The organism is Marinobacter sp., assembly GCF_014859525.1.
Taxonomy (GTDB): domain Bacteria; phylum Pseudomonadota; class Gammaproteobacteria; order Pseudomonadales; family Oleiphilaceae; genus Marinobacter.
The window spans coordinates 1-20,897 of record NZ_JACUUB010000021.1; the positions used below are offsets into that span (position 1 = coordinate 1).

The window sequence follows — 20,897 nt, forward strand, 5'->3', positions numbered from 1 at the left end:
GCTCTGGTTCTGGCTCTGGCTCTGGCTCTGGCTCTGGCTCTGGCTCTGGCTCTGGTTCTGGCTCTGGCTCTGGCTCTGGTTCTGGTTCTGGCAAAGGTTCTGGCTCTGGTAACAGCTCTGATTCTGGCTCCGGGAGAGCATCGATGGGTTGAACCGGCTCGGCCAAGACGGAGCTTAAGCGCTCCGACTCATGGTCGGTGACATCAGACTCCGGACCAATGGTAATGCTTCGGCGCACCGGCTCCTGTCGAACATCGGCATTGCCTGAATCGGCGACTGATTCGTCGTATTGCCAGGACACCAGCACCCAGGAGGTGGCAAGCAGCACCAACGCCAGAGCTGGCCAGCGAAAGGTGGCCATTGGCGGCCATTGACGGGTGCTGGCGGCTCGCTGCCCAGACACCATATCTAACCAGATGCCGGGAGCCACTCGCTTTAACCGACCAAAACTGCCTTGACTCAGCGCGTGCAGTTGCTTGATCCGGGCAGGCGACAGAAGCTCCTCCTTTCGCCCGCCGGCCCGATGAATACGCGGCTCAAGGTAAGCCACAACGTCTTCACGGCTCAAGGGTGGCAGGTGGATGTGGTGAATATGAGCAGAAAGGTCCTCGGCGCGAAACTCATTCTGCAAGCCTGCGGCCCCGGCAAATACCAGCCCGGCAGCCAGCGAGCGATCTGCCGACAGAAAGCCCGCTAACAGCAGGTTCAGCAGCTCCGGTGCCACACGCTCTGCGTCATCCAGAATCAAAACCAAACGTTGCCCCCGCTGAGCACGACTCTCAGACCAACGAAAAAACTGGTAAACCAATTCTCTCGGCTCGGCATCTGCAGGCACACCGGAACGAGCGATTTTTCTGAGATCCCGGGCCAAGGCCTGGCTTCCGGTCAGGGCAGCGGAAGGAATTCGATGAAAGTCGAGGCGCGACGATTCACTGCGGACCAGCTCAGCGAGGAGTCGGGTTTTGCCGGCTCCCGGCGCTCCTGTGACCAGCAGCGCCATATCCCCAAAGCCACAGAGATGGCGAAGAGACTCCAGCGCGTGATGGCGCATCGCATCCGGATAAAACGGGATTTCAAGATCAAGCGGATTCTCCCGCAGGCCATAGCGCTGCTGGAGACGAGGGAAAAGCCCACCATCCTCGATCGTATTAAGGTTATCTTCGATCACAATACATCCCTGCCAGTTGCCGGCTCAGCAACACTCACCGTGTTATTGGGTAAACCCCTGCAAGGTGTCCTTGAGATGCCGCTCTGACACATCGGCCGTCACGAAGGCATCACCCAGCGCGCGCATCAAAACCAGTCTTAGTTTGCCGTCGACATTTTTCTTGTCCACGGCCATCAGAGACATAAAATCTTCCACCGTCATGCCCTCCGGCGCTTGTTCCGGCAGGTTGCCCCGACGAATCAACGCAACAGTCCTTTCATGATCTGCCCGGCTAATCCACCCTTCCCTCAAGGAAAGATCGGATGCCATCAGCATACCCGTACCGACTGCCTCTCCATGCAGCCAGTTGCCATAACCGGCGAAGGTTTCAATGGCGTGACCAAAGGTATGGCCAAGATTGAGGATCGCCCGCAAACCACCTTCGCGTTCATCAGCCGCGACCACCTCAGCTTTACACAAACAGGAACGATAGATTGCTTCGCCCAGGGCCTCGGGCTCTGTACGGATTAAGGCATCGATATTTGCCTCAAGCCAGGTCAGGAAGGACTCGTCACGAATCAGTCCATATTTGATGACTTCTGCCAGCCCGGCCGAGACTTCACGCGGAGGCAAGGTAGACAGCGAGTCGGTGTCAATCAATACGATGTTTGGCTGATGAAAAGCACCCACCATATTCTTACCCAGCGGGTGATTGATCCCAGTCTTGCCGCCAACGGACGAATCAACCTGAGACAACAAGGTGGTCGGGATCTGAATAAACGGCACGCCACGCTGATAACTGGCCGCAGCAAATCCGGCCATATCGCCAACCACACCACCGCCGAGCGCAACTAACGTGGTCTTGCGGGAGTGTCGCTGCTCCAGCAGTCCGTCAAAAATGAGGTTCAGGGTTTGCCAGTCTTTGTATTGTTCCCCATCCGGCAAAGTGACCACGTCTACTTTTTTGCCGGGAAAGCACGCGATGGCTTTCTCAAGGTACAGCGGACCAACGGTATCATTGGTGACGACCATCACCTGGCTGCCAGCAACCCAGGGTGTCAAATCATAGGAACCGAGCAGCCCCTGACCAATGACGATGGGATAGCTCCGCTCACCTAATTCAACCTTAAGCTCTTTGAGGACCTTGTTCATGCTGACGACCTTCTTTCCGTCTTTGCCGTTTATGTCTTGGGGTTTTTGGATTGATTCGATTGACCAGCTGACGAACCACCAACCTGGGGCTCTTGCGATCGGTAAACATCACAATATCGGCCAACTTGGTATACAAAGGATCGCGAACGGCAAACAGCGCTCGTAACACGCCCTCCGGGTCTTCATTCTGCAGCAATGGGCGATTTCGGTCTTTACGGGTGCGCTCTACCTGTTGTTCGATTGAGGTTTTGAGATACACCACAACCGCACCTTTTTTAAGCAGCAGATGGTTTTCTGGCCGCACAACGGCCCCGCCCCCGGTCGCCAGCACTGTTCCCGTTGCTCCCGACAGCTCATCCAGCATTGCAGTCTCTCTTTGCCGGAATCCACTTTCTCCTTCAACATCAAAAATCCACGGAATATTCGCCCCACAGCGCTCTTCAATGATCCTGTCAGAGTCCACAAAGCGATAGCCGAGCTCTTTAGCAAGCATACGACCAATCGTGCTTTTCCCAGCCCCCATGGGGCCGACCAGGACAACGCGTTCGGGCAAAGACATAATTTCCGCTCAACAGGGTTCAGGCGGGTGAGAATAGCACAGGGTAAACCATTCCATAAGCCGCTGCTGCCGATCCCAACAAAAAAGCCGCCGGTGTTAGCGGCGGCTTTTTTGCAACTCGACCTGTTACTGGATCAGGTCAGTTTTGATGATCTTCGGAGTGATGAAGATCAGTAGCTCGCTGCGCTCGTCAATGTGAACGGTGCGCTTGAACAGACGTCCGAGGTAGGGAATATCACCCAGGAACGGAGTCTTTGTAGTCTGGGTAGCCACTTCGGACTGGAAGATGCCGCCCAGCACCACGGTTTCGCCGTTGGCAACCAGAACCTGGGTTGTCACGGAGTTTGTGTTAATAGAAGGAATACCTGCAGTCACCTCACCTCGTGAATCCTGATTAACCACGAGGTCCATGATGACTTTGTCATCAGGGGTAATCTGCGGAGTCACTTCGAGCGACAACACAGCTTCTTTGAATTCTACGTTAGTTGCGCCGCTGGAGGTCGCCTCCTGGAAGGGAATTTCTTCACCAGACTTGATTGACGCGCTCTGGCGGTCGGCAGTCACAACACGGGGCTGAGAGACCACCTCAGCACGACCATCGGTCTCCAGGGCAGAAAGCTCAAGGTCGATCAGGAAGTCATCGCCGCCCCAGCCGATAGCGAACGAAGATGCACCGTCACCAGTAACACCCATATCAACACCCAAAGCACCCGGGAACGAAATGGCACCGCTGCCACCAGCCGCTGCATCTCTGGCTTCCTGAAGCGTGCCCAGGGAACCACCGATGCTGACAACATTGCTTCCGCTCACATCATACGCGGCACCGCCCCAACGAACACCCAGACTCTCTGCCACGTTGGTCTGAGCACGAACAATACGGGCTTCGATCGACACCTGACGAACGGGAACGTCCCAGGTACCGACCAGACGACGAATTTCTTCCAGCTTCTGAGACGTCTCACGAACACTGATGGTGTTGGTGCGCACATCAGAAGAAATAAATCCGCGGGAAGAAATCAGCTCTTCATCAGCCCTGATCAAAGCCACAATGTCTGATGCTTTGGCGTAGTTCACCTGAACGATATCCAGACGAACCGGAGCCAACTCAGCGATCTGCTTACTGGTTTCCAGCTCCAGTCTTTCGCGGGCTGCAATCTCTTCAGCCGGAGCGACCAGAAGTACATTACCAATTTGACGCTGATCCAGGCCCTTGGTTTTGAGAATCAGGTCTAGCGCCTGATCCCAGGGAACGTTCTGCAGGCGCAGGGTAATGCTGCCCCCGACCGTGTCACTGGCGACCAGGTTCAGACCGGTAAAGTCTGCAATCAACTGCAGAACAGAGCGTACTTCGATGTCCTGGAAGTTCAGGGAAAGCTTTTCACCCGTGTACGGGAAGCGCTCTTCACGACGGGATTCGGCTTCTTCCTCGGTCAGCTTTTCTACGCTGACAGTGAATTCCCGACCAGACTGATAGGCTATGTAGTCGTAGTTGCCCTGAGGGCGAATCTCGATAACCGCGTTACCGTCTTCAACAAAGGTATCCACGCGGGTCACCGGTGTTGCAAAATCCGTAACATCGAGGCGACGACGAAGATCGGCTGGCACCTGCAAACCCGGCATGGTCAGCCGGATACGACCAGCTTGTTCTGTCAGGTTTACCGCCTGCGTAGCCCGACCGAGATCCACAATCACCCGGCCTTCTCCATCCTGGCTGCGGCGAAAGTCCACGCCAGCCAAAGCGTTTTGAGCGGCCTGATCTGATGGCGCAGATTGACCCTGTGACGACTGTGCCGCTATCGCTGGCGCACTGCCAGCACCGCCAATTGTCATCACCAGCGAGTTGTTCTGCCGCACGGTTTCGTGGGGCGCCAACTCAACCAGATTAAAAATCAACCGGGTACGATCTCTGGTTTCCACTACTGTCACGCTCTGCGCATTACCCGAACCTAGCGGAATACTGCGCTGGTTCAATCCACTGGTGGTGTCTGGCAAATCAACGGCAATCCGGGCGGGGCGCTCGATGGTGTAACCCGTGGGCTCAGGTGGCGGCCCGTCGAATTTCATGGTGACTTCCAGTCGCTCCCCTGGCAGTGACGAAAACGACACGTCTTCCAGCATGACCGCGCTGGCCAGGCCGCTCCATAACCCGATGGCGATAACGCCTACGCAGACATTGAGTTTTTTGAACATCGCTAGCCTCGACCTTGAACCATTTTGTTCGTGCATGTTTTTATCAATCATTTTGATCGCTCCTGGCCTTATCCTTCATCCAAAGACAGCGAGCGTGGGCGTTCTACCCATCCACCCCGGCCATTTGGAACGATTTCTATCAATTCAATTCGGGTTTCACTTACACCGACAATGCGGCCGTAACTCTGCCCCATATAATTGCCTGCTCGTACCCGATGAATACCGCTGTTGCCGTCCCGGATCAGAGCAAATAAATTGCCGTCAACACCTTGCAGCGTGCCCACCATGACCAGAGATTTAAGGTCAAAGTTTTCAAGTACTTCTCTTGGCCGGTCGAGATCCGGCTCGACATCGCTGACCGGCTGCTCATCCAACATGGTCAGCTGAACATCAATGGGTGCCTCGAACGGTGCTCGACGATCGGCCGTCGAGTAGCTAAACGCTTCATAGGCCTTGAATTCTGGCAGTGGCTCTACGTGGCCCCGCGGCTTGGCCCGGGTATCCGCCATAAACTTATCCAGATCCGAGAAACCGTTGCCCTGGGAGCAAGCCGTAAGCAAAGATGCCAGACACACACCCAACCAGGCTTTTCCCGCATGCTTTAATGTCATGCTCACTCTCCAGCCCGGTAGCGGTAGGTACGAGCAACAACCTGCATATCAAGCTGCTCGCCATCCCCGCTAATTGGTTTAATGGTTAAGTCGTGCAACGTCACGATCCGCGGCAGACTCGCCACACTGCTGACGAACGAGGCCAGCTCGTGGTAAGCACCTGAAACCCGGATATTGATCGGAAGCTCGGAATAGAAATCACGGCGTTGCTCTGGCTGCAGTGCAACCTGCTGAAGGGCCAGACCATTACCCAAAGCCGTATTGGTGATGTCTTCCAACAGCCCCGGAACTTCCGTCTCGCTGGGCAACTGCCGAACCAGAGCACCGAAAGTCTCTTCCATCTCCGCCATCTGCGCCTTGAATACGTCCAGATTCGCTACCTGATAGGCCTTTTGCTCATAGCGCTGTTTTAGGTCCTGCTCTGTGCGTTCAACCCGCTCCAACTGGCCGTACTGATCTTTGATGAAGAACCAGTAACCGCCACCCAGAATCAGACCAAAAACAATCAGGGCCACAATGGCTTTGATCGGAGCAGGCCAAATACCGGCATTGTTGATGTCAAGATCATTGATATCAAATTCATTCAAGCTTTTAAGTGAGTCCGCGAGGCTCATTAATTACCCTCCCCTTCGGGCTCTGGCGTCCGTTGCTGGACCGCAAGGTTGAACTGACTGTAGCCGGCCCGTCGGGCATCGGCAGCAGCCACGTTTGAGAGATTGGGATTGGTAAACCAGTCAGATTCTTCAAAACGGCGCATCAAATTGGAAATTCGGCTGTTGGACTCCGCCATGCCGATGATCTCGATCCGCTCACCGGTGCGCTTGAGGTCGGTGTAGTAGAGACCGTCTGGCAAGGTTCTTACCAGTTCGTCAAACACACGAACAATAACCGGACGCGTACCCTGAAGATCCTGAATTACCTGCATCCGTGCCAGCAGTTCATCGCGCTGCCGTTTCAGGTTCTCAATTTCAGTGATCTGTTGATCCAGCTGTTTGGTTGCCGTCTCAATGTAGGCATTGCGCGATTGCTGGTAAGCAACCCGACTGTCCATATCGGATTTCCAAAGAAAGGTCAGGCCGCCGGCAATGATTACAGCACCAAGAATCATGACAATGAACTGCTTTTGCTTCTCAGCTCGCAGTTCCTCTCGCCATGGTCTGAGGTTAATTTTAGCCATCAGTCGAAACTCCTCATTGCCAGGCCGCAGGCAATCATCAACGATGGAGCATCATTGCTCAGAGCTGATGCGTTCACTCTGGAACCAATCGCCATATCCGCAAACGGGTTGGCCACCAGAGTCGGCGTGCCGGTCTTTTCCTCGACCATTTCGGTCAGGCCCTGAATAGACGCTGTTCCGCCAGCCAGAACCACGTAATCCACTGCATTGTACTGACTGGCACCGAAGAAGAACTGGAGCGCGCGGGCAACTTGCTGCACGACGGCCTCCCGGAACGGGGTGAGCACTTCTGGCTCGTAGTCATCGGGGAGCCCGCCCTGCTTTTTGGCGAGACCGGCCTCCTCGAGCGAGAGTCCGTAGCGACGCTGAATCTCTTCAGTCAGCTGCTTGCCACCAAAGATCTGCTCACGGGTGTAAACCGTTTTGCCTTCAGCCAGCACACTCAGCGTGGTCATGGTTGCACCGACATCAACGATAGCGACGACCAGTTCTTCACCCTGGGAATCCAGCTGCGATTCGATCAGACTGTAGGCGCGCTCAAGCGCGTAAGCTTCAACATCGACTATTTTGGTGGTGAGGCCGGCAATCTCGAGGGCATCTTCCCGAATATCCACGTTCTCTTTACGACACGCTGCCAGCAGGACATCCACTTGATCCGGATTAGACTCAGATGGACCCTGAACCTCAAAATCAATGGCAACCTCGTCCAGGGGATAAGGAATATACTGATCCGCCTCTAGCCCGATCTGATCTTCCATCTCGAACTCGTTGAGACCAGCGTCCATCTGAATCACTTTTGTGATTACCGCAGACCCTGAGACCGCAACCGCCACATGTTTCACGCCGGTGCGGGATTTGGAGGCCACTCGTTTGAGCACCTCACCCACCGCCTCAACGTCCGTAATGTTCTTCTCGACCACTGCGTTGGCCGGCAAAGGCTCAACGGCATAGCTTTCCACTTTGTAGCGGTCGCCATGCTTTGACAGTTCCAGAAGTTTGACCGAGCTGGAGCTGACATCCAAGCCCAGCACCGCACTGGATTTTTTTCCTAGCAATCCGAACACGCGCTCACCCTATACCTGGTTTAATGCACCCGGCTTAAGAGACTCTGAATCAAGCCTTAATACGGCGATCATTTCAGAGGTACTCTATGTGTTTTTTATGTAAGAGAATTCTTTGTGCTTTCCGTCTACAATGCAGGCTCTTTGTTGTTCAAGAGTTATTGCATACAGCGAAGCGACTGATTCTTCCTAATGCAATTTCTCAAATAATAGACCTATATCCAACTGTTGTCAGAAAAAAATGTCTCATTTGCTGCGTACATCTCGTGTTTTTGCCTGGTTCCTGCTCACCGGCCTGAGCGTCACTATTCTTATCGCCTCAGCCTTTTACCTCTATCTTCGGCCATCCCTGCCGCCTGTCCAACAACTGCTCGACGTAAAACTTCAGACGCCGCTTCGGGTATATAGCCAAGACAACAGATTAATAGCAGAATTCGGCGAAAAGAGAAGGGCACCGATCACAATCGAACAGATCCCTACAATTCAGTTACAAGCGTTCATGGCAGCGGAAGACTCGCGATTCTATGATCACTTTGGTGTCGACTTCAGAGGCCTGACGCGGGCTGCCGTCGAGCTGGTGTCGACCGGAAGCATTCAGTCCGGGGGCAGCACCATCACCATGCAGGTTGCAAAAAATTACTTTTTGTCACGCGACAGGACCTTTATCCGAAAGTTCAATGAGATACTTCTGGCTCTTCAGATAGAGCGTGAACTTGATAAAGACAAGATCCTGGAGCTGTACCTGAACAAAATCTACCTCGGCAACCGAGCCTATGGTATTGCGGCCGCCGCCCAGGTTTATTACGACAAACCCGTTGATGAACTGACGCTTGCCCAGATGGCGATGCTGGCCGGCCTGCCCAAGGCACCCTCCGCCTTCAATCCGCTGGCAAACCCTGAACGGGCCATGATCCGTCGCAATTGGATTCTTGGCCGCATGCGGGACCTTGGCTACATCACCGAAGACGCATGGCAACTGGCTGTCGAGGCACCCTTGACCGCCACCTACAACACCCGCGAAGCCGAAGTTGATGCGGATTACGTTGCCGAAATGGCACGAGCAGAAATGGTGCGCCGATTTGGCGAGGCCGCCTACACTGACGGCTACAGCGTCATCCTGACAGTCGACAGTGAAAAACAGAAAGCCGCCACCGAATCTCTTCGCACCGGACTCGAAAACTACGATCGGCGTCATGGTTTTCGGGGAGCGGTTGGTCAGTTTGATGTGAGCGGCATGTCGGCCATCGCGCTCTCCGATCAAATGCGCAACTACCCGCGCATTGAGAGCCTGGTGCCCGCTGTTGTTACCGCTGTCGATGACGACGGTGCCTTGGCCCGCGTGCATACCCGGCACTTCGGGGCCGGAAAAATGAACTTTGACACCATGACCTGGGCACGGCGCTATCGCACTGAAAGCCTGACCGGCCCAGCCCCGAGCAAGGTGTCTGACGTGGTATCGGTAGGCGATGTCGTTTACGTCAAAGTACTGCAACTGCCCCAGGTTCAGGATCAAAGTGAGACCCCTGACAACGGTGAAGACTTCCTGAAGCAAGAACTGCAGGTCTCCCTGGCCCAGGCCCCCAGAGTTGAGGGCGCCGTCATTTCAATTAATGCGCAAAACGGCGCAATCGAATCCCTCGCGGGCGGCTACAGCTTCAGCCAGAGCAAATACAACAGAGCCACGCAAGCTGACCGCCAGCCCGGCTCGACCTTTAAACCTTTCCTTTACCTGGCAGCTCTGGAGAGTGGACGAACGCCTGCGACGATTTATAACGACGCCCCGATTGTGTTCGAAGATTCAGAACTGGAAGGCTCATGGCGGCCACAGAACTCATCCGGACAGTTTTATGGCCCAACCACTCTGCGAGAGGGTCTCTATCGGTCTCGCAACCTGGTTTCTATCCGATTGCTCAGAGACCTCGGCATTCGCCACACTCTGAACTACCTGGACCAATTGAAGATACCGACAGCCAGAATGCCCGCAAACCTCTCGCTGTCGCTCGGCTCTGGCCAGCTAACACCAATGGACTTGGCCCGGGGTTTCGCGGTCATCGCCAATGGCGGCTACGATGTCGAGCCCTACCTGATCCTGCGTATCCAGGAGCCGGATGGCACCGTCGTGTATGAGGCTCCGGAAACCGTTCTGTGCGATACCAACTGTCAGGAAGAACTTGATAAAGCAGACTCGGAGGGTGCTGTAATGGCTAGCCAGCCAGACACACCCGAGACCGAGGGAATGAAGCTGCTGGCCTCTGCCGAAACCCACCCTGAGCGCCGAGTCATGCAACGACTCGCCGATGAGCGATCCGTCTTTATACTGCACTCGATCATGCAGGACGTGGTGCGCCGGGGTACTGGGCGCCGGGCGCTGGCCCTTAATCGGAACGACCTTGCGGGCAAAACCGGCACAACCAACGACCAAATAGACACCTGGTTTGCCGGCTTCAATCACAACATTGCCACCACCGTATGGGTAGGCTTCGACCAACCCGCTCCGCTGGGCCGCGGAGAGTTCGGCGCAAGCACCGCCCTGCCGATCTGGGTTGACTATATGAAAACCGCAATGAAGGGCGCACCTTCCGCCACCATGCCTCGCCCCAACGGCATCGCCAACATTCGCATCAACCCGAGAACCGGGGAGCGGGCACGACCCGGTGAAGACGGCACCTTTGAGCTGTTCAAAGAAGAGAACGCGCCGGCGCCACTGCCACAGGACGCCAACGAGAACGGCGGAAACGGCGGTGACAGCCAGCTACCTGGCAATATTTTCTGACCGGGCCAAACCTGAGCCAATAACCGACACAAAAAAACCGGCGGGATCTCCGCCGGTTTTTTTTTGTAAAGCCGAACTACATCAAGATTAGATGATGTCGTCCATAGACTTCAGCGGGTAGTGCGCAGGGTACGGGTTGCGCGCCACACCAGAGTCCACTGCAGCGCGAGCGACCGCGGCAGGAACCACTTCCAGCAGACGGACGTCCATCGGCTTCGGAATGATGTATTGCTTGCCGAACTCCAGGCTATCGATGCTGTAAGCAGCACAGATTTCCTGAGGCACAGGCTCCTTCGCCAGCTCACGAATCGCGTTAACCGCAGCCACCTTCATTTCCTCATTGATGGTGGTTGCACGAACGTCCAACGCACCACGGAAAATAAACGGAAAGCCCAACACGTTGTTGACCTGGTTCGGATAATCAGAACGACCTGTCGCCATGATCAGATCATCACGAGCCGCCAGAGCGATTTCCGGGCTGATTTCCGGGTCAGGGTTTGAGCAGGCGAACACGACCGGGTTCGGAGCCATCTTCTTCAGCTGCTCAGCAGTCAGCAGGTCCGGGCCGGACAGGCCAAGGAATACGTCTGCGCCATCGATGGCGTCATCCAGCGTGCGCTTGTCCGTCTGGTTCGCGAACATAGCCTTGTACTGGTTCAGATCGTCACGACCAGAGTGGATCACACCCTTACGGTCGAGCATCAAGATGTTTTCAGAGCGCATACCGCAGCTGATCAGCAGCTTCATGCAGGCAATCGCGGCCGCACCAGCGCCCAGACAGACCACTTTTGCATCTTCAATTTTCTTACCCTGCAACTCAAGGGCATTGATCATGCCGGCTGCAGTAACGATGGCCGTACCATGCTGGTCATCGTGGAAAACCGGCACATTGCACTTTTCAATCAGTGCGCGCTCGATCTCAAAGCACTCAGGTGCCTTGATGTCTTCCAGGTTGATACCTCCAAAGGTATCCGCAATACGCTCAACCGTTTCAATAAACGCTTGCGGGCTTTCGGAATTGACTTCGATATCGAACACGTCGATTCCTGCAAAGCGCTTGAACAGTACGCCTTTACCTTCCATTACCGGCTTGCTCGCCAGCGGACCGAGATTACCCAGGCCCAGGATGGCAGTACCGTCAGAAATAACGGCTACCAGGTTACCCTTGGCCGTGTACTTGTATGCGTTCTCGGGGTCCTTCGCGATCTCGCGGACCGGCTCGGCAACCCCGGGGCTGTACGCCAGGGATAGGTCGCGGGAAGTTTGCGTCGGCTTGGTGATTTCAACACTCAGCTTACCCGGCCGCGGTTTGGCGTGATATTCAAGGGCTGCTTCTTTCAGATCTTGAGACATTGCCACTGTTCCGTTTGTCACGTTTAAAGGTAATAGCCGCCAGGCGCTTGCCCAGCGGAGCGCGCCATTATGGCGCGACCGCCCCGAAACGACAAGCCGAAATAGAATATTTAGCGATCAGTCAATAGTGCATTTTGCGTATACACTTGCCAGAGCACGAATTTCAGGCATAAAAAAACGCCCTCAGGCGCTTTTTTAACACTCCGGTGCAGATCAGTCTTTCTTGCTACCGATACGACCACCAAAACGCTTGTTGAACTTGTCGATACGACCGCCGGTGTCCATAACCTTCTGCTTGCCGGTGTAGAACGGGTGGCACTGGGAGCAAACGTCCAACTGCAGATCGTTACCCACGGTGGAGCGGGTCTTGATCACGTTACCGCAAGAACAGGTAGCGGTGATTTCTTCGTACTTGGGGTGAATACCTTCTTTCATGGCGAACCTCTATCGGTCATGCCGCTACCTGATCTGCTGTCGAATACGACGTTGATGCCAGGCACCGCATGTTTGAATCAATTGGAAAGACCGTGCACAATCAAGCCCGGCCAGAAACAGACCGCGAATCTTACTGACAAACCCGGCCACAGGCAAGTATCTTGCTCCCGCAGAACACTCCGGAACACAACACCCGGCGCCCCAGAGGCGCGCATTCAGGATACGCAGATACCGTGACACGGCCAGCCACAGCCCGAATCGCCCTTAACCGCCCGCTACGGCGATTGTTTGACTACCAGATTCCTGATCAGATAAACCTGATCCCGGGGCAGCGGGTAACGGTTCCTTTTGGCCGGCAAACACTGACCGGACTGGTCGTCGAAACCGGCGTAGAACCACCCGCCGGCATCACTCTCAAGCTCGTCCGCGAGCGCCTCGAGCCTTGGCCAGCACTGCCCGAAAGCACCTTTCAACTGCTTACCTGGGCCAGCGACTACTACCAACACCCGCTCGGGGAATGCCTGTTCACCGCCCTGCCTCCTGCACTGAGGAAAGGCCGGCCAGCCCGGGAAAAACCGGATGAACGCTGGACGGCATCAAGCACAGAAGCGGCCCTGCCCGCTAACGCCCATCGCCAGATGGCACTTTTCAAGACGGTCAAAGGCGCTCCGGGAATCACTTCAAGCGCACTGGTTCAGGCCGGTTTCACCAGGGCACAAATACGCAACCTGCAACAAAAAGAATTGATTGCAGAAGCGACCGAACCACAAATAACACCCTTGGCGCCGGAAGCCGAATTGCCAGCCCCGACACTGTCCGACGCCCAGGCAACAGCCGCAGCAGATTTCCCCGCTGACACCAAGGCGTTCTCTGCCACCCTGTTATACGGCATCACCGGCAGCGGCAAAACAGAGCTGTACCTTCATTACCTCAAGACCCGTCTGCAAGCCAATGAGCAGGCCCTGGTACTGGTGCCGGAAATTAATCTGACCCCACAAACGCTGGCGCGGTTTCGCCGCTATTTTGGCAATCGTATCCAGGTATGGCATTCCGCACTGAATGATGGCGAGCGCCTGAGCACATGGCTGAAAATCCGTAACGGCGAACCGGTCATTCTGATCGGCACGCGTTCGGCCGTGCTGCTTCCTTTCACCCACCTGCGCACCATCATCGTCGATGAAGAGCATGACAGCTCTTATAAGCAAGGCGAAGGTTTTCGTTATTCCGGACGCGACGTGGCCGTTTACCGTGCTCACCTCAACCAGTGCCCGGTGATTCTTGGCTCAGCGACCCCCTCCCTGGAATCCTGGCACAACGCCAACCAAGGCAAATACAAGCTGATCCGCCTGGAACAAAGGGCCGGCAACGCGACGCCACCGCACCTGGAGCTTCTGGACATCCGCAGCCGACCACTGGACGCAGGCCTGTCGCGTCCGGTCCTGAACACTATTAAAGAAACTCTGGCCAGAGGCGAACAAGCCCTGGTGTTCGTCAACCGCCGCGGCTTTGCCCCCGTGGTGATGTGCTTTGATTGCGGCCACCTGGAAGAATGCCCCCGTTGCGACACCCGGTTGACCTTTCACCGGCGCGACCGAGCCATGCGCTGCCACCATTGCGACTTTCAGATGGCCGCCAGCCACACCTGTCCGAAATGCCAAAGCGAAAACTACAAACCGGTTGGCCAAGGCACCGAGCGCACCGAAGACAGCTTGGCGGAACAGTTCCCGGACGTGCCTGTGGTGCGGGTAGACCGGGACAGCACCCAGCGCAAAGGCAGCATTCAGGCCATCCTGAAGAAAGTAAACAGCGGCGATCCCTGCATCCTGGTTGGCACCCAGATGCTCGCCAAAGGCCACGACTTTCCCAACGTCACCCTGGTGATTGTGGTGAACGCCGATGGCGGCCTGTTCAGCGTGGATTTCCGTGCCCCGGAACAGATGATCCAAACCCTGCTACAAGTCAGCGGCCGGGCAGGCCGCGGCGACAAGCCCGGCAAGGTACTGATCCAGACCTGCCACAGTGATCACCCTCTATTAAATGCCCTTAGCCGAGGCCAATACGCCACCATCGCCGATCAACTGCTGGCCGAACGAGAAGGCAGCCAACTGCCCCCCTTCCGGGCCATGGCAATCCTGCGGGCAGAGGCAGACACCATGCAAAACAGCCTGCAACTACTCGACAGCCTGAAACCCATGATTCAAATACCCGGCGTCGAAATCTGGGGACCCCTGCCCGCCGTGATCGCACGCAAAGCCGACCGACATCGGGCGCAACTGGTGCTGATTACAGACAACCGGAAACATCTGAACCGGCTATTGACCCACCTTTGCCAACACCTGGACCAGACCAGGCTACCGAATAACATTAAATGGATGATTGATGTGGATCCGCAGGAGACAGGCTGAAAGGTTCGGCTCGGAGCAAGCCAAAAGCCTATCAATCAATAACGATTGCAATACGTTGCATGGATCTCTACCTGGAGACCATGTCCGGAAGAAGAAACTGACACCGCAACAGCGGAACAAAGATGTGGGCCATACACCGGCCCGGGGGTTTTGGCGGACGATAGTAGATTGATCGTATTCGCGTCCAACGGGACCGTAGCCGCTTATTTTAACGGTATGAAATAGTCTGTGAGAGCCCGGCCTCAGCGCCGGGCTTTTTGCTTACACCCAAACTTTCCGCGATAATACCCCTCTTCTGATTTCAACGGGCGCCCTGCCCTGCATCCACTCTCCTGAAAACCGAGTCATCTGACGCATGAAAGAGACCGTATCCGAGCTTCTACAGTCTGCACTGGCTGCCTTGCAGTCTGAAGGCACCTTGCCAGCAGATCAGGCCTTTACGCCACAGATTGGCAATACCAAAGACAAATCCCATGGGGATTACGCCTGTAACATTGCCTTGGTTGCGTCAAAAGCAGCCGGTTGTCCGCCACGCAAACTGGCGGAGGCGTTGGTGGCGGCATTACCAGAGAGCTCTGCGGTGTCGAAGGTGGAGATCGCCGGGCCCGGCTTTATTAACTTTTTCATGAGTACGGCCAGTGCGTTTGGCGTAGTAGCCACCATTCTGGATGAGGCCGAGCAGTTTGGCCGCAACAACCGCGGCCAGGGCGAAAAAGTGCAGGTAGAGTTTGTATCTGCCAACCCCACGGGTCCTTTGCACGTGGGCCATGGCCGAGGTGCGGCCATTGGCGACTGCCTGTGCCGGTTGCTGGAAGCCAACGGTTACGACGTTACCCGTGAGTTTTATTACAACGACGCCGGTGCCCAGATCAACAACCTGGCGCGGTCGGTTCAGTCGCGGGCGAAAGGCCTGACGCCAGAGCATGAAAGCTGGCCAGAAGATGGCTACCGGGGCGACTACATTGTTGATGTGGCCAATGCCTACCTGGCCGGCGAAACCGTGATTGCAGATGACCGGGAAGTAACCGCCAAGGCAAACCCGGACGACCAGGATGCCATCCGCGAATTTGCCGTGGCCTACCTGCGCCGGGAGCAGGATTTAGACCTGAAAGCCTTTGGTGTTCAGTTCGATGTGTATTTTCTGGAGTCGTCGCTGTATGAAGACGGCAAGGTAGAAGCGACCGTTGATCGCCTGAAAGCAAACGGCTACACCTACGAACAAGACGGCGCCATGTGGCTGAAAACCACCGAGTTTGGTGATGACAAAGACCGCGTTATGCGCAAGCAGGACGGTGGCTACACTTACTTCTTACCAGATGTGGCCTACCACCTGGATAAATGGCAGCGCGGCTTTACTACCGTTATTAATGAGCAAGGCGCCGACCACCACTCCACCGTCACTCGGGTGCGTGCCGGCCTGCAAGCATTGAACGCCGACATCCCCCAGGGCTGGCCAGACTACGTATTGCACCAGATGGTCATGGTGACCCGCTCCGGTCAGGAAGTGAAAATCTCCAAACGAGCGGGCAGTTACGTTACCTTGCGCGACCTGATTGACGAAGTGGGTCGGGACGCGACTCGATTCTTCCTGGCGGCGCGCCGTGTTGACTCCCAGTTGACCTTCGATATCGACCTGGCACGCTCCCAGACCAATGAAAACCCGGTCTACTACATTCAGTATGCCCATGCCCGCATTTGCAGCGTCTTGCGCAAGCTGTCAGCGGAAGGCGTTCAGCGTGGCCTGAACGAATGCGTTGGCGACCTGAGTTTGCTGGCCCTCGACGAAGAGAAAGAACTGGCCAATCAGCTGGCGAAATACCCAGAGCTGATTACCAACTCCGCCGTGCAACGGGAACCGCACCAGCTCGCCCACTATTTGCGCGAATTGGCCGGACTGTTCCACACTTATTACAACGCCCACAAGGTGTTAATTGAAGACACCGCGCTGCGGGATGCCCGCGTAAGCCTGTACCTGGCCGTACGCCAGGTGATCGCGAACGGCCTGGGCGTGCTGGGTGTAAGCGCCCCGGAAGAGATGTAAACCGATCATGGCCAGAGACTACGCCAAGAAAAACCGCCCCGCTGGCAGGGGCGCTGCTGCCCCCAGAAAGCAGGCTGCCCGCCCCCAAAAGGCAGACAGACCAAAGCGGACTGCACCCTCGCATTCCCAGCACGGGGCATTGTCTTTGAAGTGGATTTTGTCACTGGCTGCGGTGGGCGGTTTTATTGGCTTTATCGTGTTCCTGAACACGCTCCCTGACGGGCAAAGTCAGGCCCCGGCTACACCCGCCAAACAAACAACCCAACCGCAAACATCTGCGCCGGGTAAGGCCAAGCAGGACTCTACTCGCTCACAGGATCGGGAACGGAATTTCCGGTTCTATGACATGCTGCCAGAATCTGAAGTCGTGCCTCCGAAGGTGCAAGAATACTCACCTAGCCCGACCATTCAGGATTTCAATTACGTTGTTCAGTCTGGCTCTTTCCGCAGTCAGGCCGATGCCGAGCGCCAGCGAGCGCAGATAGCTTTCCAGGGCTTGCGGGCCAGTGTTCAGCGAATTGATCTTGAAAGCGGCAGCGTGTGGTACCGCGTGAACGTAGGCCCGTTTGAGTCCCGCAGTCAGATGAATGCCGCCGTGGACAAGCTGGTTTCCATCAACATCCAGCCACTGGTCCGCAAAGTTCCGCGCGAAGGCTGATTTTTCATAAAAGCCCCCCATTCCTGTCGGCTTTGTGGGGGCGCCCAACTCAGACCTCTTGAATTCCCGCCAGAAGCCTCCATAACTGCAAAATACGAATTTTAATCAGGCAACTGGAGCCAAAATGACTACGATTGTTTCCGTCCGTCGTGACGACGAAGTCGCTATGGGAGGTGACGGCCAGGTTTCTCTGGGTAACACCGTCATGAAAGGCAATGCCCGCAAAGTACGCCGGCTGTACAACGGCCAGGTGATTGCAGGGTTTGCCGGCGGCACCGCCGACGCCTTCACCCTGTTCGAACGCTTTGAAGCCCAGTTGGAAAAACACCAGGGCAACCTCACCCGGGCCGCCGTTGAACTGGCCAAAGACTGGCGCACCGATCGCGCCCTCAGAAAACTTGAGGCCCTGCTGGCTGTGGCTGACAAAACCGCCTCATTGATCATTACCGGCAACGGCGACGTTATTGAGCCCGAACAAGGCCTGATCGCCATTGGCTCTGGCGGCCCGTTTGCCCAGGCATCGGCTCGTGCATTGCTTGAGAACACCGATCTGAGCGCACATGAGATTGCAGAGAAAGCTCTTCAAATTGCCGGCGACATCTGCATCTATACCAATCAGAACCGCACTATGGAAGTGCTGTCCTTCAAAGACTGACCGGAGCGACCATGTCTGCAATGACTCCCCGTGAGATCGTCCACGAACTCAATAAACACATCGTGGGCCAGCAAGAAGCCAAGCGCGCCGTGGCCATTGCCCTGCGTAACCGCTGGCGCCGGATGCAGCTGGACAACAGCCTGCGTGATGAAGTTACTCCCAAAAACATACTGATGATTGGCCCGACCGGCGTGGGCAAGACTGAAATCGCCCGCCGCCTGGCAAAACTGGCAGACGCGCCCTTTTTGAAGGTAGAAGCAACCAAGTTTACCGAAGTAGGCTATGTCGGCCGGGACGTTGAATCGATTATCCGTGACCTGGCGGATATGGCCGTGAAAATGCTTCGGGAAAAAGAGATGAAGCGCCACGAAAACCGGGCTCTGGATGCCGCCGAAGAGCGCATCCTGGATGCCCTGCTGCCTCCGGCCCGGGATTACAACGAAGACAATCAACGCAATAACGACTCCAGCACCCGCCAGATGTTCCGCAAAAAGCTCAGAGAAGGCGAACTGGACGACAAAGAAATCGAAATTGACCTGCGCAGTGGCGGGGCTGGTGTAGAAATCATGGCACCTCCCGGCATGGAAGAGATGACCAATCAGCTGCAGAGCATGTTCTCTAACCTGTCGTCCGACAAGCGCAAGACGCGCAAGATGAAAGTGTCTGACGCCATCCGGCAGGTAAAAGACGAGGAAGCCGCCAAACTGGTCAACGAAGAAGAGATCAAACACAAAGCCATTGAGGCGGTGGAGCAAAACGGTATCGTGTTTCTTGATGAAATCGACAAGGTTGCCAAGCGCTCCGAGAACACCTCCTCCGACGTATCCCGCGAGGGCGTTCAGCGGGATCTGTTGCCATTGATCGAAGGCAGCACCGTGACCACCAAATACGGCGCTGTGCGCACAGACCATATTCTGTTTATCGCCTCAGGCGCGTTCCACCTGTCCAAACCGTCTGACCTGATTCCGGAACTGCAGGGCCGCCTGCCGATCCGGGTTGAGCTGCATGCGCTGACGCCGGATGACTTCAAGCGCATTCTGACCGAGCCAGACGCGTCTCTGGTGCAGCAATACGAAGCTCTGATGGGTACCGAAGGCCTCAAACTGACCTTCACCGAAGACGCCATTACCCGCATTGCGGAGGTGGCCTTCAAGGTCAACGAAACCACTGAGAACATCGGCGCCCGCCGCTTACACACGGTGCTGGAGCGGCTACTGGAATCCCTGTCGTTCGACGCGGGTGATAAAGTGACGGACAGCTTTGAAGTCAGCGCAGCCTACGTAGACGAGAAGCTGGGAGACCTGGCAGAAGATGAAGATCTGAGCCGTTACATCCTGTAGCGGATCGGCTCTATGCAAAAGGCCGGGCGCGCAGAGAGCGGTCCGGCCTTTTTTGTGCCCGCGTGTCCGGTTTACTGAGCCTTGGAGAACAGGTGCGTGACGTTGCTGATGCCGGTGGCGAACTTGCTTTTTTCGGCCTGTTTTTTCCGGCCCTTGGCCACGTACAGCGGCAGCATTTCTCCGTAGAGGCTGGTGCTGATGGTGCGCTGTTCGTCTTCAAGACGGTCCCGGCGCAGCTTGATGCCGTATTTGCGCAACTTGGGCTCCAGCTCATCAGCCCGTTCCAGCAAGTCCCGGCGGGTCATCTGGTAAGCATGTTCGCACACCATTCGCCGGCTCTGGAAACTGAACACGTTAGAGAAGAACAGCTTGGCGTCGTCCCGGGTCGGTTCGAACAGCAGGATGTCTTTATCCGGATAGTCGCGGCCATACTGAGCAATACCCGACTGCATACGGGAATAGACCATGGTGCGGAACATCTGGGACAGGAGATTGGGCATACCAGAGCGGGTCAGTTCGCCCGGCTTCATGGTGCCGGCGCGGACGGCAGCACTGGCATCAATCGGCACCTGAGGGTTAACCGCCAGCACCAGATCAGCGCCGTCTTCAAACGCCACGGAGGCATGCAGGCCTTTGCGCAGGGTGCCATCGACGTAGTAGCGACCATCGATATCAACCGGAACATACAGGCCCGGTGATGCCGTGCTGGCCTGAACCGCTCTGGAGATCGGCACGTGGTCAAATCCCGGCGCACCAAAGCAGACGGCTTCAGTACTCTCTACATCCGCCGCGACAATATAGAGGCTGCGCTTTAGTTGACGGAAATCGTTGGTGCGACCGAGCATGGTGAAGGCTTGGCGCAGGTATTCATGCAAACCTTCATTATCAAACAGCCCCGCCGGCGCAGCCTGGGCCAGAATGGTCATGGCTTCCAGCAGGCTCTGATCATAGGGATTATTGATGAATCGACCGACCGCCGTAGTCAACAGGCCTGGCACAGACAACAAGCGACTGCCAATTTCTTTGAACGCCGGACGGTAAAACACCTCCGGGTGGAAGGGATGCACCTCTGCCTCGTTGCGCACGAAGATTCGACACAATTGGGCCGTGGTCATCTGGTTAGCAAGGTTGGCGGCCACGAAAGACCCGGAGTTAACACCGACGTAAACATCAATGTTGTTAAAATCCAGGCCGTCCAGAGCCTCATCGAGCGCCCGCAGTGCGCCGATCTCATAGATGCCCCCCAAGGGCCCACCGCCGCCAAGGGCGAGGCCTATACGCGGTGCTGGTTTGAGCTCGGTCGCTTTCGTCATAGCCTGTCCTTCGTAGGTACTACTGCA

At 56.0% G+C, this 20,897-nt stretch carries 17 protein-coding genes; 6 read left to right on the forward strand and 11 right to left on the reverse strand.

Translation table 11 applies throughout. From position 1 onward, the window contains the following. The 8 genes from IBX51_RS06735 to IBX51_RS06770 form a co-directional block, all read right to left on the reverse strand. A partial coding sequence (locus tag IBX51_RS06735; protein ID WP_291830035.1) for an ATP-binding protein occupies positions 1-1,168 on the reverse strand: 1,168 nt, incomplete at its 3' end. A 42-nt stretch (positions 1,169-1,210) separates the two neighbouring features. Further along, complete coding sequence (gene aroB / locus IBX51_RS06740; protein WP_291830038.1) at positions 1,211-2,299, reverse strand: 3-dehydroquinate synthase; 1,089 nt, start codon at positions 2,297-2,299, stop codon at positions 1,211-1,213. Further along, complete coding sequence (gene aroK / locus IBX51_RS06745; RefSeq protein WP_291830039.1) at positions 2,274-2,858, reverse strand: shikimate kinase AroK; 585 nt, start codon at positions 2,856-2,858, stop codon at positions 2,274-2,276. The genes aroB and aroK overlap by 26 nt, the downstream gene beginning before the upstream one ends. A gap of 126 nt (positions 2,859-2,984) precedes the next feature. Continuing rightward, a complete protein-coding gene (gene pilQ / locus IBX51_RS06750) occupies positions 2,985-5,099 on the reverse strand; it encodes a type IV pilus secretin PilQ (protein ID WP_291830042.1) in 2,115 nt (704 codons plus the stop codon). A gap of 17 nt (positions 5,100-5,116) precedes the next feature. Then, positions 5,117-5,659 carry a pilus assembly protein PilP gene (locus IBX51_RS06755; RefSeq protein ID WP_291830044.1) on the reverse strand — a complete coding sequence of 181 codons (543 nt, stop codon included), beginning with the start codon at positions 5,657-5,659 and terminating at the stop codon, positions 5,117-5,119. Positions 5,660-5,661: 2 nt separating this feature from the next. Beyond that, entirely contained in the window at positions 5,662-6,273 is a 612-nt protein-coding gene (locus IBX51_RS06760) for a type 4a pilus biogenesis protein PilO (protein ID WP_291830046.1), read from the reverse strand. Then, the gene (locus tag IBX51_RS06765) at positions 6,273-6,836 is read right to left on the reverse strand and encodes a PilN domain-containing protein (protein ID WP_291830047.1); all 564 of its coding nucleotides are present in this window, start codon (positions 6,834-6,836) and stop codon (positions 6,273-6,275) included. The genes IBX51_RS06760 and IBX51_RS06765 overlap by 1 nt, the downstream gene beginning before the upstream one ends. After that, complete coding sequence (locus IBX51_RS06770) at positions 6,836-7,900, reverse strand: pilus assembly protein PilM (RefSeq protein ID WP_291830049.1); 1,065 nt, start codon at positions 7,898-7,900, stop codon at positions 6,836-6,838. Before IBX51_RS06770 ends, IBX51_RS06765 begins: the two co-directional genes overlap by 1 nt. A 238-nt stretch (positions 7,901-8,138) precedes the next feature. Here IBX51_RS06770 and IBX51_RS06775 point away from each other — a divergent pair, with 238 nt between their 5' ends. After that, positions 8,139-10,670: a penicillin-binding protein 1A gene (locus IBX51_RS06775; RefSeq protein ID WP_291830051.1), complete on the forward strand. Its 2,532-nt coding sequence runs from the start codon at positions 8,139-8,141 to the stop codon at positions 10,668-10,670. Between the two features lie 87 nt (positions 10,671-10,757). Here IBX51_RS06775 and IBX51_RS06780 read toward each other — a convergent pair whose 3' ends face one another. Next, positions 10,758-12,023, reverse strand: coding sequence for a malic enzyme-like NAD(P)-binding protein (locus tag IBX51_RS06780; RefSeq protein WP_291830052.1), 1,266 nt, complete (start codon positions 12,021-12,023; stop codon positions 10,758-10,760). Positions 12,024-12,236: 213 nt separating this feature from the next. Further along, positions 12,237-12,458, reverse strand: a complete 222-nt coding sequence (rpmE, locus tag IBX51_RS06785; RefSeq protein WP_291830053.1) for a 50S ribosomal protein L31 — start codon at positions 12,456-12,458, stop codon at positions 12,237-12,239. A gap of 233 nt (positions 12,459-12,691) precedes the next feature. On the opposite strand from rpmE, the gene IBX51_RS06790 reads away from it, so the two are divergent. From IBX51_RS06790 to hslU, 5 genes are all read left to right on the forward strand, one after another. Next, positions 12,692-14,863: a primosomal protein N' gene (locus IBX51_RS06790; protein WP_291830055.1), complete on the forward strand. Its 2,172-nt coding sequence runs from the start codon at positions 12,692-12,694 to the stop codon at positions 14,861-14,863. A 355-nt stretch (positions 14,864-15,218) separates the two neighbouring features. Further along, a complete protein-coding gene (gene argS, locus IBX51_RS06795; protein WP_291830057.1) occupies positions 15,219-16,904 on the forward strand; it encodes an arginine--tRNA ligase in 1,686 nt (561 codons plus the stop codon). Between the two features lie 7 nt (positions 16,905-16,911). Continuing rightward, positions 16,912-17,562, forward strand: a complete 651-nt coding sequence (locus tag IBX51_RS06800) for an SPOR domain-containing protein (RefSeq protein WP_291830059.1) — start codon at positions 16,912-16,914, stop codon at positions 17,560-17,562. Between the two features lie 124 nt (positions 17,563-17,686). Beyond that, complete coding sequence (gene hslV, locus IBX51_RS06805) at positions 17,687-18,217, forward strand: ATP-dependent protease subunit HslV (protein WP_291830061.1); 531 nt, start codon at positions 17,687-17,689, stop codon at positions 18,215-18,217. Positions 18,218-18,228: 11 nt separating this feature from the next. Further along, on the forward strand, positions 18,229-19,557 hold the full coding sequence (gene hslU, locus IBX51_RS06810; protein ID WP_291830063.1) for an ATP-dependent protease ATPase subunit HslU: 1,329 nt from the start codon (positions 18,229-18,231) through the stop codon (positions 19,555-19,557). A 71-nt stretch (positions 19,558-19,628) separates the two neighbouring features. Here hslU and IBX51_RS06815 read toward each other — a convergent pair whose 3' ends face one another. Continuing rightward, entirely contained in the window at positions 19,629-20,870 is a 1,242-nt protein-coding gene (locus tag IBX51_RS06815) for a patatin-like phospholipase family protein (protein WP_291830065.1), read from the reverse strand. Positions 20,871-20,897: the final 27 nt, after the last annotated feature.

Excerpts from the sequence above, each read along its gene's own strand:
- aroB (WP_291830038.1), bottom strand. The coding sequence starts at position 2,299 with ATGAACAAGGTCCTCAAAGAGCTTAAGGTTGAATTAGGTGAGCGGAGC.
- aroK (WP_291830039.1), bottom strand. The coding sequence starts at position 2,858 with ATGTCTTTGCCCGAACGCGTTGTCCTGGTCGGCCCCATGGGGGCTGGG.
- pilQ (WP_291830042.1), bottom strand. The coding sequence starts at position 5,099 with ATGATTGATAAAAACATGCACGAACAAAATGGTTCAAGGTCGAGGCTA.
- IBX51_RS06755 (WP_291830044.1), bottom strand. The coding sequence starts at position 5,659 with ATGACATTAAAGCATGCGGGAAAAGCCTGGTTGGGTGTGTGTCTGGCA.
- IBX51_RS06760 (WP_291830046.1), bottom strand. The coding sequence starts at position 6,273 with ATGAGCCTCGCGGACTCACTTAAAAGCTTGAATGAATTTGATATCAAT.
- IBX51_RS06765 (WP_291830047.1), bottom strand. The coding sequence starts at position 6,836 with ATGGCTAAAATTAACCTCAGACCATGGCGAGAGGAACTGCGAGCTGAG.
- IBX51_RS06775 (WP_291830051.1), top strand. The coding sequence starts at position 8,139 with ATGTCTCATTTGCTGCGTACATCTCGTGTTTTTGCCTGGTTCCTGCTC.
- IBX51_RS06780 (WP_291830052.1), bottom strand. The coding sequence starts at position 12,023 with ATGTCTCAAGATCTGAAAGAAGCAGCCCTTGAATATCACGCCAAACCG.
- rpmE (WP_291830053.1), bottom strand. The coding sequence starts at position 12,458 with ATGAAAGAAGGTATTCACCCCAAGTACGAAGAAATCACCGCTACCTGT.
- argS (WP_291830057.1), top strand. The coding sequence starts at position 15,219 with ATGAAAGAGACCGTATCCGAGCTTCTACAGTCTGCACTGGCTGCCTTG.
- IBX51_RS06800 (WP_291830059.1), top strand. The coding sequence starts at position 16,912 with ATGGCCAGAGACTACGCCAAGAAAAACCGCCCCGCTGGCAGGGGCGCT.
- hslV (WP_291830061.1), top strand. The coding sequence starts at position 17,687 with ATGACTACGATTGTTTCCGTCCGTCGTGACGACGAAGTCGCTATGGGA.
- hslU (WP_291830063.1), top strand. The coding sequence starts at position 18,229 with ATGTCTGCAATGACTCCCCGTGAGATCGTCCACGAACTCAATAAACAC.
- IBX51_RS06815 (WP_291830065.1), bottom strand. The coding sequence starts at position 20,870 with ATGACGAAAGCGACCGAGCTCAAACCAGCACCGCGTATAGGCCTCGCC.